This is a genomic window from Saccharicrinis sp. 156, from assembly GCF_050589685.1.
Classification (GTDB): Bacteria; Bacteroidota; Bacteroidia; order Bacteroidales; family Marinilabiliaceae; genus Saccharicrinis.
The window spans coordinates 53,785-67,957 of record NZ_JBNGOS010000027.1 but is presented as its reverse complement, the minus strand read 5'-3'; the positions used below and the strand labels follow the sequence as shown (position 1 = coordinate 67,957).

10 protein-coding genes and 2 tRNA genes are annotated in these 14,173 nt (G+C 39.9%); 8 read left to right on the top strand and 4 right to left on the bottom strand.

What is annotated here, in order from left to right:
* Positions 1–41: 41 nt before the first annotated feature.
* The 7 genes from galB to ACRD64_RS16795 all read left to right on the top strand — a co-directional run bounded on the left by galB (position 42) and on the right by ACRD64_RS16795 (position 11,021).
* A complete protein-coding gene (gene galB, locus ACRD64_RS16825; RefSeq protein WP_430934619.1) occupies positions 42–2,495 on the top strand; it encodes a beta-galactosidase GalB in 2,454 nt (817 codons plus the stop codon).
* Between the two features lie 645 nt (positions 2,496–3,140).
* Positions 3,141–4,682 (top strand): alpha-L-fucosidase, encoded by a 1,542-nt coding sequence (locus tag ACRD64_RS16820; protein WP_430934618.1) that lies wholly within the window; start codon positions 3,141–3,143, stop codon positions 4,680–4,682.
* A complete protein-coding gene (locus tag ACRD64_RS16815) occupies positions 4,682–6,265 on the top strand; it encodes a sulfatase family protein (protein ID WP_430934617.1) in 1,584 nt (527 codons plus the stop codon). Before ACRD64_RS16820 ends, ACRD64_RS16815 begins: the two co-directional genes overlap by 1 nt.
* Positions 6,266–6,558: 293 nt before the next feature.
* On the top strand, positions 6,559–7,689 hold the full coding sequence (locus tag ACRD64_RS16810) for a permease (RefSeq protein ID WP_430934616.1): 1,131 nt from the start codon (positions 6,559–6,561) through the stop codon (positions 7,687–7,689).
* Between the two features lie 79 nt (positions 7,690–7,768).
* The gene (locus ACRD64_RS16805; RefSeq protein WP_430934615.1) at positions 7,769–8,599 is read left to right on the top strand and encodes a cytochrome c3 family protein; all 831 of its coding nucleotides are present in this window, start codon (positions 7,769–7,771) and stop codon (positions 8,597–8,599) included.
* A 277-nt stretch (positions 8,600–8,876) separates the two neighbouring features.
* Positions 8,877–10,400 carry an alpha-L-fucosidase gene (locus ACRD64_RS16800; protein ID WP_430934614.1) on the top strand — a complete coding sequence of 508 codons (1,524 nt, stop codon included), beginning with the start codon at positions 8,877–8,879 and terminating at the stop codon, positions 10,398–10,400.
* Positions 10,401–10,844: 444 nt separating this feature from the next.
* Complete coding sequence (locus ACRD64_RS16795; protein WP_430934613.1) at positions 10,845–11,021, top strand: hypothetical protein; 177 nt, start codon at positions 10,845–10,847, stop codon at positions 11,019–11,021.
* Between the two features lie 200 nt (positions 11,022–11,221).
* On the opposite strand, the gene ACRD64_RS16790 is transcribed toward ACRD64_RS16795, so the two are convergent.
* The 4 genes from ACRD64_RS16790 to ACRD64_RS16775 form a co-directional block, all read right to left on the bottom strand.
* A tRNA-Arg gene (locus ACRD64_RS16790) sits at positions 11,222–11,298 on the bottom strand.
* Positions 11,299–11,340: 42 nt separating this feature from the next.
* A tRNA-Arg gene (locus ACRD64_RS16785) sits at positions 11,341–11,414 on the bottom strand.
* 188 nt (positions 11,415–11,602) lie between these two features.
* Positions 11,603–12,370 carry a NigD-like protein gene (locus ACRD64_RS16780; RefSeq protein ID WP_430934612.1) on the bottom strand — a complete coding sequence of 256 codons (768 nt, stop codon included), beginning with the start codon at positions 12,368–12,370 and terminating at the stop codon, positions 11,603–11,605.
* 82 nt (positions 12,371–12,452) lie between these two features.
* Entirely contained in the window at positions 12,453–13,127 is a 675-nt protein-coding gene (locus ACRD64_RS16775; RefSeq protein WP_430934611.1) for a Crp/Fnr family transcriptional regulator, read from the bottom strand.
* 124 nt (positions 13,128–13,251) lie between these two features.
* Between ACRD64_RS16775 and ACRD64_RS16770 the strand changes: the two genes are divergently transcribed.
* Positions 13,252–14,133, top strand: coding sequence for an ATP-binding protein (locus tag ACRD64_RS16770; protein WP_430934610.1), 882 nt, complete (start codon positions 13,252–13,254; stop codon positions 14,131–14,133).
* The last annotated feature ends 40 nt before the right edge of the window (positions 14,134–14,173 follow it).

The window sequence follows — 14,173 nt, the reverse complement described above, 5'->3', positions numbered from 1 at the left end:
CGAGAAACATTAGAATGAATTTTAAACAATCAAATAAAATCATGAAGCAAACAGTAATTGTATTAATGCTTGTTTTTCTGGCCATAGGAAATACACTGACGGCACAGGATCAAAGTTTTAACAAGTCCTGGCTTTTTTTTAACGATAAAGCCGAAGGTGCCGAAATGGCAGATTTTGACGATTCCGCATGGAGAAAACTGGATTTACCGCACGACTGGGCTATCGAAGGTCCTTTCGACAATAAGTACAACGCCCGTTGCGGGGGTCTTCCATTCCACGGAACAGGTTGGTATCGGAAGCACTTTAACATGCCTGATACCGCAAAAGGCAAAGTGGTTCGTGTTGAATTCGAAGGAGCCATGTATGACGCCTATGTGTGGGTAAACGGAAAATTGGTTGGCAACCACCCCTATGGTTACATCGGTTTTGAATTCGATATCAGCAATTACCTCAAGTATGGGTCTGAGAATGTAATAGCAGTACGTCTGACTCCACAGGATTTATCATCACGCTGGTATCCGGGTGCAGGAATCTATCGTAACACCTGGTTAAAAATTGATGAACCTGTTCATGTGGCGCAATGGGGCACCTACGTAACCACCCCCACCGTAACTGACGTGAAAGCTTCTGTTCAAAACGAAACAACAGTTGAAAACAAAAGCAACAAGGCCGCTAAAATAAAAGTAACACAAGAATATTTCTCACCTGATGGCAAATCAGTTGCCGAAGCGGAAGAAACGATGACAATTCCCCCTAATTCGGCTAAAGTTTCCGGTACATGGTGTTACATAAAAAATCCGAAACGTTGGGATTTAGAAACACCTCACCTGTACAATGCAGTTACTACGATCACTCAAAACGGTAAAGTACTGGATACTTACCATACCCGTTTTGGTATCCGCCATATCAGCTACGATAAGGATGGCTTTTATCTGAACGGTCGTAAGGTTCGCTTTAACGGGGTCTGTCTGCACCACGACAACGGTGCCTTGGGTGCTGCAATTTACAGAAGAGCGGACGAACGCAAACTTCAAATTATGAAGGATATGGGTGTAAATGCTATCCGCACCAGTCATAACCCACCATCAAGAGAGCTTTTAGAGCTATGTGATGAGATGGGCTTGTTGGTTCAGGACGAAGCTTTTGATGTTTGGAAAATGCCTAAGGTTCCTAACGGATATAATGTATTCTTTGAGGAATGGGCAGAGCGCGACATAAAAGCTATGGTTAAAAGAGACCGTAATCACCCATCTATTGTGATGTGGAGTATTGGAAACGAAATTATTGAACAAAAAGACAAGAAGGATGGTTGGAGATCAGCTAAAATGTTGAATGATTATGTCAAGGAAATGGACATGACCCGTCCTACTACCGCGGGTTTCAACCACTACTCAGGTCCGTACGACAACAATATGGCACAACAGGTGGATATTGCCGGAGCCAACTACAAACCCACTAAATACGGTGAGATTCACGAAAACTACCCTGACCTGCCTATTTATGGTTCAGAGACTTCGAGTTGTACCAGTAGCCGCGGTGTTTACCACCTGCCAATCGAGAAATACAAAACACATGAATCGTTACACGTAAGCAGTTACGACTTGATAGGACCACCCTGGGCGTATCCTCCCGATATTGAATTCCACTTTCAAGAGAAATATCCGCATAGCATGGGTGAATTTATCTGGACTGGTTTCGATTACCTGGGTGAACCAACACCATACGGAGGTAAGGACAACTCGACCAATGGTTATTGGAATGGCGACTGGCCGGTACACAGTTCGTACTTTGGTGCAGTTGACTTATGCGGGTTCCCGAAAGACAGATTTTTCCTTTATCAAAGTCAGTGGACAACAGAGCCTATGATACACCTTTTACCACATTGGAACTGGAAAGGCATGGAAGGAAGAGAAATTCCTGTGTTCTGTTATACCAACTGCGACGAGGCTGAGCTTTTCTTAAATGGAAAATCGCTGGGCAAAAGAGTAAAAGGTAAAGATTTAACCGAGATTAAAGTAGACTTCCTGCGTTACAAACCAAAGACATTTATGTCGAAATACCGTTTATCGTGGAATGTGCCTTATCAGGCTGGAGAACTTAAAGTGGTAGGCTATAAAGATGGTAAAGCCATTCAGGAAGAAATCATCAATACCGCAGGAAAACCTGCCAAAGTTTCTCTTTCTGTGGATAGAAAAACCATTGAGGCCAGCGGAACAGATTTGGCTTATGTGACCGTTCGCATCGAGGACAAAAACGGTAACCTTTGTCCAATGGCCGACAACCAGGTATTCTTTAAGGTAAAAGGAGCAGGCTCATTGATAGCTGTGGACAATGGAAATCAAGCTTCATTGGAATCGTTTCAGGCCAACCACCGCAAAGCATTTAGCGGCATGGCATTAGCTATTCTTAAATCTTCAGAGGCAGCCGAAACTATCCAATTAACGGCTACCTCAAAAGGTTTGAAATCAGCAAAAGTGGTGGTAACTACTAAGTAAGATTTTTTATTTGTGGATTTAATATTTGACCGAGGGTTTCGTTTTTAGCGGAGCCCTCGGTTTGTTCTAACCCGGATGTATTAGAAGATCCTCATGAACATTGAAAGCACAATAACATTAGGCTTTGCTGAAGTGAGGCATAGCCTAGTTTTAGTGAATAAAAGCAATCCAACGAAGTGACTTGTTTTGAAGTGATTTCAGCGAGCAATAGGTTTTCTAATGCATATTGCGGGTAAACCATCTCTGATTTTTAACTTTACACAATCACCCTGCCAAACCCCTATTATTAAGACTGTATATTTAACGCTGTCAGGTCCGAAGGACGATGTAAGGTTCCAGCATTGTTAAACCCATCAGCATACCTGTACCTGAAGGCTTTTCAACAGATATAGTTTAACTTAATGACATTGCGGTAAAAATCATTTACTTTCCCTTAACGTCATAGTTCAAACAATTGTCGGATATGTACAATAAAGCACCAGCAATCCACCTTAACTTTGCATATCTACAAATCAGTATATTAATTCTTCTTATCATGAAACCGAAGAGCTGCCGGGCTATCGCAAGCTGGGAGCAATTAATTAGATCACGTTGTCGGATAATTGAAAATTACGCTGACTATCAGGTTTCACTAATTTTAATACAATGAAAAATTATCTGATACTTTTATTGTTAATAGTTTTAATGGGTTGCCAGACTAAAACGACCGTTGAAAACTCTTCTCAAAAATACAAAGCCGACTGGGAATCGTTAAAACAACACAAAACACCGGAATGGTTTAAAGATGCCAAATTTGGTATTTACTTCCATTGGGGTGTTTATTCTTACATGGGAAAAGGCGAATGGTACTCGCGCCAAATGTATGAAGATAAAGACACAGGATGGAACCACTGGCTACGGGAACATCATCTGGATACTTATGGTGATTCGGTTCATTACCACGATTTTATTCCCAAGTTCACTGCAGAACACTTTGATGCCAGCGACTGGGCTGAGCTCTTCAAAAAATCAGGTGCCCAATTCGCTGGCCCTGTTGCCGAACATTGTGATAACTTTTCGAACTGGGACAGCAAGGTTAACAAATACAATACGGTTAACTATGGCCCTAAGCGCGACCTGGTCGGAGAGTTGGAAAAAGCCATCAAAAGTCAGGATTTAAAGTTTGTGACCACCTTTCACCACAGCTGGGAATGGGGATGGTATAACCGTTGGAGCGGACTTATTGATACTTCAGACGTTGAGTTCGATGAATTTTATGGCGAATGGACTGCTCCCGAAACCTTTGATAGCTTTAGAGGTGGACATGCAGCAAGCGGGCAATTTAAGGGTAAGGTTAACCCTAAGTATGCTCCTTCCCGCAAATTTGCAAACACCTGGAAAGAAAAAATTTACGAAGTGGTAGATAAATATCAGCCGGATTTATTGTGGTTCGATAGTCGTGTTTTTCTTTTACCAGAAAAAGACCGACAAGAAATGGTGGCACACTACTATAACAAAGGATTGGAATGGAACAAAGATATTGTGTTGACCTATAAAAACGAAGACCTGGAAAAAGGTGTCGGCGTATTGGATTTGGAAAAAGGCAGGTTCGATGAGAAAACCGATTTCCCTTGGTTGACCGATGATTCCTATGCATGGCACGGATGGAGCTGGCGCGAGGATTTAAACTTAAAGACATCCGACGTAATTATAGATGAATTAATAGACATTACCAGTAAAAATGGATGTCTCTTGCTAAACATCACACCTACTCATGATGGCCTCATCCCTCAGGAACAGCGTGATGGCCTCCTTGAAATCGGAAAATGGCTTGAAACCAATGGTGAGGCGATATTCAACACCCGTCCGTTTGTCACTTTTGGCGAAGGAGTTACCCAACTCAAAAAGAACCACTTTGGTGGTGTACAGGGTTTTGGTGTTACATATCAGCCCGAAGATTTTAGGTTCACTCAAAATGGTTCTAATTTGTACATATCGCAGTTGGCTCTTCCTGCGGCAGGTAAGGAATATCTGCTAAAGAGTTTTGCAAAAGACGGTTTGGCCGGAACATTCAAAATAGCATCCATTAACTTACTTGGAAGCCAGGAAGAAATTAAGTGGAAACAAAACGATAAAGGTCTTTATATTACAGCTCCGCTAAAAGCGCCTAACAATAAAACCATTGTGTATAAAGTAAAACTAAAATAATGCGTAAATATTTCTATCTTTTATTACTCGGTTTGGCTTCATTTACAAATGCTCAAACCCTCAAAAAACCCAATATTATTTATATCATGAGCGACGATCATGCCGCCCATGCCATTGGAAAATATGGCGGTAGATTGGCTTTTTTAAACCCCACGCCTAATCTTGATCAATTGGCTAGTGAAGGCATGGTTTTCGAAAATTGCTTTGTGACTAATTCCATCTGCACTCCCAGTCGTGCAACCATTCTGACGGGGCAATACAGTCAAACCAATAACATACTGGATTTCAGCCGACCCTTAAAAACGGAGCAACAATACCTTCCTCAAGAAATAAAGAAACAAGGGTACGAAACTGCGGTAATCGGCAAATGGCATGTCATGTGTGAACCCACGGCCTTTGATTTTTATAGCGTACTAAAAGGTCAGGGTAAATATTTCAACCCAACCTTTTACGAAAAAGGGAATGGTGTTTATCCCAATAATATAGTTAAATCTACTGGTCATTCCTCCGATGTAATTACCGAAAAAGCTATCAACTGGGTAAAAAACCGAGACAATAAGGACAAACCATTTTTTTTGATGTACCATTTTAAAGCACCACATGATTGGTTTGAATATGCCCCACGATACGAAGGTTACCTGGCCGATACCAAAGTTCCTGAACCTGAAAACCTGTATTCTCAACCCAACTGGGGATCAGAAGGAACCCGTGGAAAAAATGACAGCCTGATTCATGAGATTGGGACATCGGTATCTCGGAGACACCCTATCAACGGTTATGTGAACTATTATAAAATCGATGAAAGCATACCGGATAAAGAAGTAACATCCATGGCTTATCAGAAATACCTTAAATCGTATTTGCGTTGTGTTAAAGGAGTTGATGACAACCTGGGTAAGTTCTTCCAGTTTTTAAAAAACAATGGTCTGTATGAAAACACCATTATAATCTATTCCGCCGACCAAGGAATGATGTTGGGCGAACACGATATGGTGGATAAAAGATGGATGTACGAAGAGTCAATGCGTATGCCTTTTATCGTGCATTATCCCAAACAAATAAAAGCGGGTACCAGAAATGATATGATTATTAATAATACTGACTTTGCTCCAACCCTGATTGATCTGGCAGGTGGTATTGTTCCCCAAAAAATGCAGGGAAAAAGCATAAAACCATTGTTGAAAGGGAAAAAACCAAGGAACTGGCGTATGGCCACCTATAACCGTTATTGGCTGCACCTTACACACCATGATATTCCCGGACATTTTGGAATACGTACCCAGGATTACAAGTTGATTTTCTTCTACGGCAGGCATTGGGATTTAAATGAAACCGGGAAACTTTCCAGAGCCTGGCTTACGCCTGACAAATCATTTGTAGTACGTCCTACTCCCCCATCCTGGGAACTCTACGATTTAAACAAGGATCCCCATGAGGTCAATAATGTATATGATAATCCTGCGTATGCCCATATTATAACGAAACTAAAGAAAGAACTTAAACGCCAACGCAAAATGTACAACGAAACTGACGATGCTTACCCACATATTCAAAAAATAGTGGATGAGTATTGGGATAAGTAATTTTGCTTTGATTTACCCAAATTAATTTTCAAAAAAAAGACATTTTTTTGCTGTACTTTAAAAAATCAATTATATTTGTTCGCAATATTACGAACATCATGGTGGACAAAAATAAAATCATAGATAAACAGCATGCTGTACCAAGCTACGCTAATGCAATACAGCATCATATAGGTAGATACATTCTGGATCTGCATGCAAACAATAAATGCTGGTAAAAAAATTTATTTTGGAAGTTCGTTTTTCTGCGAACTACGAACGCATTGCCAAAAATATGACTTAAATAATATCCAATGAATAAATTAAATTTATTATCAAAAGATCAGGAAGAAGGAAAGAGCATGGCTTGTGCCATTGAGAGTCCCGAACAGTTGAATAACCCGGAAAATAAGAAAAGGGCAGGTTTATTAGTTGCAATTGCCATAGTTTTACCGGCTTTGATTTTATTGTATCATTATCTCCCTACTTTGGTTGATTATTTAACCTTCGATTTATTTCATCTAAGTTCCGAATCACATATAGGTGAAGCATTGAATTTCTTTTTTTACGATACCATTAAAATACTTATCCTACTTTTCCTTATCAGTAGTTTAATGGGAGTAATTAATGCTTATTTCCCGGTGGATCGTTTAAGAATTTACCTGACCACAAAAAAACTGTATGGCCTGGAGTATTTTTTCGCTTCTTTTTTTGGGGCAGTTACACCTTTTTGTTCCTGTTCCTCTATCCCTTTGTTTATTGGTTTTGTAAAAGGGGGTATCCCGCTTGGCGTTACCTTTGCTTACCTAATAACTTCTCCACTGGTTAACGAAGTCGCAGTAGCGATGTTTTTGGGTCTATTTGGTTTGAAAGCAACTCTTATTTATGCCAGCAGCGGTATTATTATGGGGATGGTAGGCGGCTATATTCTTGGAAAATTGAAACTCGACAAATATCTGAGCGATTGGGTACGACAGGTTCAGGAAAATGCCATACAAGAAAATGAAGAGTGGGAAGATGAGAAAACGCCTTTTATAGACCGTTTGCCATCTATTATAAGAGATGGATGGGATATCGTTCGAAAGGTGCTGTTGTATGTACTTATCGGCATTGCCATTGGCGCTGCCATGCATGGCTACGTTCCAGAAAATTTCTTTACGGAGTTTTTATCTGCTGACAAATGGTATGCGGTGCCGTTGGCTGTCATCCTGGCTGTGCCCATGTATGCAAATGCTGCAGGAATAGTGCCCGTTATTCAGGTATTTGTGGCAAAAGGTGTTCCTCTTGGCACTGCCATCGTGTTTATGATGGCTGTAGTTGGACTTTCATTGCCAGAAGCGACCTTACTCAAGAAGGTCATGAAATGGAAACTCATTGGTATTTTCTTTGGCACCATAACTTTGTTTATAATTGCTCTGGGATATCTTTTCAACATGATTCTTTAATGACTTAAAGTAACCTTGTTCAGAAGATAAATAGAGGATAACAAAGCATTTAACTGTTTATTATACTACAAAATTAACTATGGACAGACGTAAAGCAATAAAAATAGCGGCTGGAGCTTTAGCCGCAGGAACCGCAAGTGTTGCCGCATTAACCACCGCATTTAAGCCGAAAGAAATTCCAGCTCCTTCACCGGAAAAAATAGAACTGGAAAAAACAGAATCGTCATGGAAATATAGCCCATTAGATCCGGCTTCCACATCTCAACTGGCTTATCAGGATTATAACGTGGGCAGTTGTATGTATGGTGTTTTTAGCAGTATCATAGCTCAACTAGCCAACAAGATAGGTGAACCCTATACTTCCTTTCCTGTTCATATGATGAAATATGGTCATGGTGGTATTGGAGGTGCAGGAACTATTTGCGGCACTTTAAACGGGGCTGCAGCGGTTATGGGCTTACTAATAGATAACAAGAAAGTTAGAGATGTTCTTACTTCTGAGTTATTTTACTGGTACGAGAATAATGCATTTCCTTTGTTCAAACCGAATGAACCTGTTCTGGATTTCACCCCGCCAACATCCGTGTCAACATCTGTTCTTTGCCATGCTTCTACAACAAGATGGGGGGAAAAAACCGGATTTAGAATAGACAGCAAGCAGCGAAAAGAACGCTGCCGACGTTTAACTGCCGATGTCGCTTCCCGAACAGTTGAAATTCTAAACTCATATTTCAACGATACTTATATTACAAACCAGTACGATAATAAAACAGTCAACAACTGTATGACATGTCACGGAAGCCATGGAAAATTAGGAAACACAACGGGTAAGATGAGTTGTACCTCGTGCCACGACAAATCAGTAGGACACGAGCTGTTTGGCGATATCCATTATAAGTTGATGGACTAAAAGTAAATGAACGTGCATTGATTCTTAAATTCCGCTCATTATACCATAACATTGCCTTTTTGTAACTATTTCTGGACCAAACATATTAGGAATCTAGAAGGAGGGAGCCCAAAAATGATAATTTGTAAATTAAACTTATTTTTTGTTTTCGGACACCCTCTCTTTGACTATAAAACTTTTCCAAATTGTCCAATTACCCCCTATTATTGATACAATCATTCCTGACAATATCATTTCCTATCTAGTAAATTGCATGATCAATTTATTATTTAAAGTCATGTTAAGAAAAATCTTTTTCACAGCAATTATCACGCTTTCTTTGCAATTCTCCTTTGCACAAGAAAAATACAAACCTGAATGGGAAAACCTTAAAAAACACAAAGCCGTTCCCGAATGGTTTGCGGATGCCAAACTAGGCATTTATTTTCATTGGGGTGTTTATTCCGTGCCGGCCACTGACGGCGAGTGGTATCCCCGATGGATGTACGTACCCGACAGGGAACCTAACCTTTGGGGAGGGAAAGTATATAAAAAGCATCGAGAAACCTATGGCGAGGATTTTCACTACCACGATTTTATCCCGGGTTGGAAAGCGCCTAATTTCAACGCCAAAGAATGGGTAGATATGTTTGAAGGTATGGGTGCCAAATTTATTGGCTCCATTGCCGAACATCACGATGGTTTCTCACTATGGGACAGCGAGGTGAATGAATGGAATTCGGTTGACATGGGACCCGGGGTTGATATGGTGGCTTCCATTGCCGAAGAAACTAAAAAACGGAACCTCAAATTTATGGCCACCTTTCATCACGGTTTCCACAACCTGTTTTATCCTAAACAAGACCAGGCCGTAATGCGACCAGTTACACCCAATAAATACAACTATGTGTACGAAAATTGCGAAGTACCACAGGATCCTAAATACCGCAAATTGTATTGTAATATGGATTACGACGAAGCGCAAGATTTGTGGTTGGGTAAATTAAACGAGGTAATTGACGCACATTGCCCGGATTATATTTGGATGGACTTTGGACAGCGTTTTATCACAGAAAAGTACCGCAAACAGTTTTTAAGCAACTACTTTAATAAGGCGGCCGAAGAAGGAAAAGAAGTGGTGGTAAATACCAAAGGTGACTTCTTCCCTACCGAGTTATCGGTGGTAAACGTGGAAAGGGCTACCATGGAAGATATCACTCCGGAAGTCTGGATTACTGATTTTATATTAGGGAGCTCGTGGTGTTACAACAAAGAGAAACGTACAGCTATCGATCCTGCTAAAGCAATCCGAATGCTGGCCGAAGTAGTAAGCAAGAATGGTATTATGCTGCTTTCAGCAGGCCCCATGGCCGACGGTACCATGCCCGAAGAACAGGTGAAAGCTATGGAGGGCATCGGAGCCTGGATGAAACTATATGGGGAAGCGATTTATAACACCCGTCCGTTTGTTGTTTTTGGTGAGGGAACCACAGAACTTAAACGGGATCCCAAAGATGCCTGGAACGAATATGGTGCTATCAAAAAAGGATTGAATAATTTAAATGCGGCGGATATTCGCTATACACAAAAAGGGAAAACAGTATATGCTATTCAATTAGGATGGAACACTAAAACCCCCGAAAGAACACTCTCCACATTTGCTGATGAGGCTAAAAATATTCAAATAAAATCGATTAAAGTACTCGGAAGCAGTGAAAGAATCAAATGGAAAAGAACTAAAGCAGGATTAAACGTTCAGCAGCCTAAAAAGAAACCGGCCGAAGCTGATGCTGCCTTGGTTTATAAGATTACGCTCAAATAGACATTCATTTGGATAAAATTTAAGAGGGTGTCCAAATATGTTTTTTAATTAACAGTGGGACTTACAGATTAAAAACAGAGAGACTCAGTAACCCCCATCCCCGCAACTTTGATCGGTACTTCCCCCTAGCATCGTCGCTAAGGGGAAGAGCCATTCGTGCGGCACTTACAAATCGTAAGTTTAAAATTTTCATCAACTTAATTTCGGACACCCGCTTTTTTTGATCAGTATAAAAATATAGGTTTTACGCTTCATATTTCACGCTTCACATTTTATGAATTAAACGTATCCTTGTTAAACAATTACTTCGATGAATCCTTTTTGTACCGTATATAATCCACAATACTTTTGTGACAGAAGAAAAAGCTGATCCTTATAGAGAACAATATCGACAATGGATTAAATTCATGGATACATAGTCCAAGTCGCCAGGGCAAAACCGCCATGATATTTTATTTATTCCACGAATCGGAAAAAAGCGAAAAGGTCGACACACGTTATATTGACCTGTTTGCTTCAGGTTCGATGAAAGATTTAATAAAAATTATAGCTGACAGAATACTTGACAAATTTTACAAGCTCAATATATTGACTGGTTTATCCTTCTATTTCAACAAATAATGATGGTACTCCTCAACTCAGCTTGAATTTAAACCCGAGCCAATACAAGCAAAGTCTGGAACAACTATTTAATTATCTCGATCGCAAAAAAAGACAGTTTTAAACGCATGGGATGAGTTTCCGGAAGTTCATGACATATCACAAAAAAAGCGCTTAAAACTTTCGTTTTAAGCGCTTTTGATATGATTTAGACTTTCATCTGGTGAACCTGAAGGGATTCGAACCCCTAACCTCTGCGGCCGTAACGCAGTGCACTATCCAGTTATGCTACAGGTCCATTATTAAGCATTAACTCTTCAGAAAATCTTTTAAGTTATTGTGAATCTGAAGGGATTCGAACCCCTAACCTCTGCGGCCGTAACGCAGTGCACTATCCAGTTATGCTACAGATCCATTGTTGTTTTGAGAATCATTTTCCTCAAATGCGGTGCAAATATAAGGAATTTATTCCAATCAAACCAAGGGAAAAAGCTATAATCTTGACATTACCCGAACGCTGGATTGGCAAACACACAATAACAAAAAGAGTATCAGAATATTAAACGCATAAAAAAAAGGAGTTTAAAAACTCCTTTTTTTGGTTATTTAATAGAATTCAAAAAACTCACATTATCTGGCGGGTATTGTTTGTTGCGCAAACCGGATTCCGCATCTATACCATAGGAATAGGTAATTAGCTGGTTGTACTCAAATTCACCATCCTTCCCTTTACTCCTGATAAAAAAATCAACCGATGTTTCACCTTCCTCTTTAAAATTAGAGACATCGAAAGAAGCGATACCCCACTGACGGTAATTATAAGGATCACTATTTGTATTATGCTTGAGTTCCAATATAATCTCACCATTATCAGTGGTGGCATTTTCAGCATCAAAAACCAAGTTAATAAAATGTACCGTTGCACCGCCTCCATACTCAAATTCAACGTTTAAATAATCGTCGGTAAACCAGGTATCCACAATTGTTACGGCATCATTACCAATTGAATCTATAATATCCGAACTTGTTTCGGCAGTAAATTCAAATACCGGCTTGGTTAGAATCTGCGAAATGTCATTTACTCTCACATAATAATCATAAGTGTCGCTATCCGTGGCATCAGCCAAAATAGTATAATTGACCAACACACGCATACCGTCCTCCAACAAACTAATGCTAACATGCGATTTTGACGGCCATAGCACTTTACCTTCATCCGTTGTTACAAAATAAGAACCAACATCCTTAGTTATCGTTCCTGATGAAAGCCAATAATTACCTAAAGAATAATCGTCGTCATCATCAAAGAGGTCACAAGACGTAACCGAGAACATAACCATCACCCCAATAATAAATAATAACTTTTTCATTTTACACTTTAATTTTAATCGTTTGTTATTATGACTGAAAAAGCACGCAACGGTTGCGTTTGGGTTCTAAAAAAAATTCCTACTAAACCAGGCAATCTTTTAATTTATTGATATCCAATATTTTTATTTCCTTGCCTTTGGCCTCAACAATACCATCATTATGCAATTCTCTCATTCCTCTGCCAATTGAAGGTCTGGCAACCCCGAACAACTCGGCCATTTGATTTTGCGACAATGGCAGAGTGATTTGATGGGTGTGCCCTTGGCTTATCTGCAATAGATAATTGGCTATTTTTCCACGTACCGTTTGAAACGAGAGAAATTTTATTTTTTGTGACAAAAACTGGGAACGATCGGATATCGTATTTAAATAATTAAGCAAGATGGTTTCGTTTTTACCGAAAAGTTTAAGTACCGACTCTCTCGGAATAATCAGCAATTCCGAGTCGTTATTGGAAATCACATTTACCGGATATCTGTTATTCTTTCCGAATAAAAAGGCAATCGCCACTGGCTTAGGTGCCTCTATATCCTCAATTTTAATGGTCTTCCCCGAAAAATCCATCATCTCACCTTTTACACTTCCCGATAGTATTATTATTAGTCTGTCGACAACATCGCCACCGCAAGCTACCATTTGTCCTTCTGGATATTTTTTAACCTGATAGTGAACCTGACCAAACAGTTCATTAATCTGACGGAATGTTAGACCACTAAAAACAGGACACTTTTCTATTATGGGATAATCGCTTAACATCGATATAAAAGATTTGAAGGTATAAATTACATGAAAAATACAACTTTTTCTCCAATTGTAACAATTGTTACAAGCTTGGTATTGAAAATCGCCTCATATTTGCAGTAAACAAACAAAAAGAGTAATGGAAAGAGACGTTATTAAAATAGATGAAGAATTATGTAACGGATGTGGTGAATGTGTTCCCGGTTGCCACGAAGGTGCACTGCAAATTATAGATGGAAAGGCCAGGTTAATTAGCGACCTTATGTGCGATGGATTAGGTGCTTGTCTGGGACACTGCCCGCAAGGAGCCATGGAAATTGAGAGAAGGGAAGCCGATCCGTATGACGAGACTAAGGTAATGGAAATAATGGTTGATAAAGGAATCAATACCGTTATCGCCCACCTTAAACACCTAAAAGACCACAACGAAATGGAATTCGTTAAAGAGGCCATGACCTTTTTAAAGAATAATCAAGATAAATACGACTTCGATTTACAAGAAGTAATTGACACTATGCACGGAAAAAAAGAAGCACCATCGATGGGGCATCAGGGCGGAGGATGTCCGGGCTCGCAAAGCAGGGAAATCGAGCGCCCTGCATTTTCATTGGCAGATACAGCACCTGCAACGCCACAAACCTCCCAATTAAAGCAATGGCCGGTGCAAATGCACTTGATAAACCCTGGCGCCAGTTTTTTTAAGGAGGCAGATATGGTGTTGGCAGCAGACTGTGCTCCATTTGCCATGGGTAACTTCCACCAAAAGTTTCTAAAAAATAAAGTTTTGGGAATTGCATGTCCTAAACTTGATGATGGAATGGATATATATCTTAAAAAGTTAATTTCATTGATTGACGATTCCAGAATTAATTCGTTGACCGTGGTCATTATGCAAGTTCCTTGTTGTGGTGGTTTAATGGGAGTTGCTCAACAGGCACTTCAACTGGCATCTCGCAAAATACCACTAAAAAGAGCTATCATATCAGTAGAGGGTGAAGTACTAAGTGAGGAATGGGTATAAGCTCATTTTAAACAAGGCTACTACAAAAACAGCATTTAAT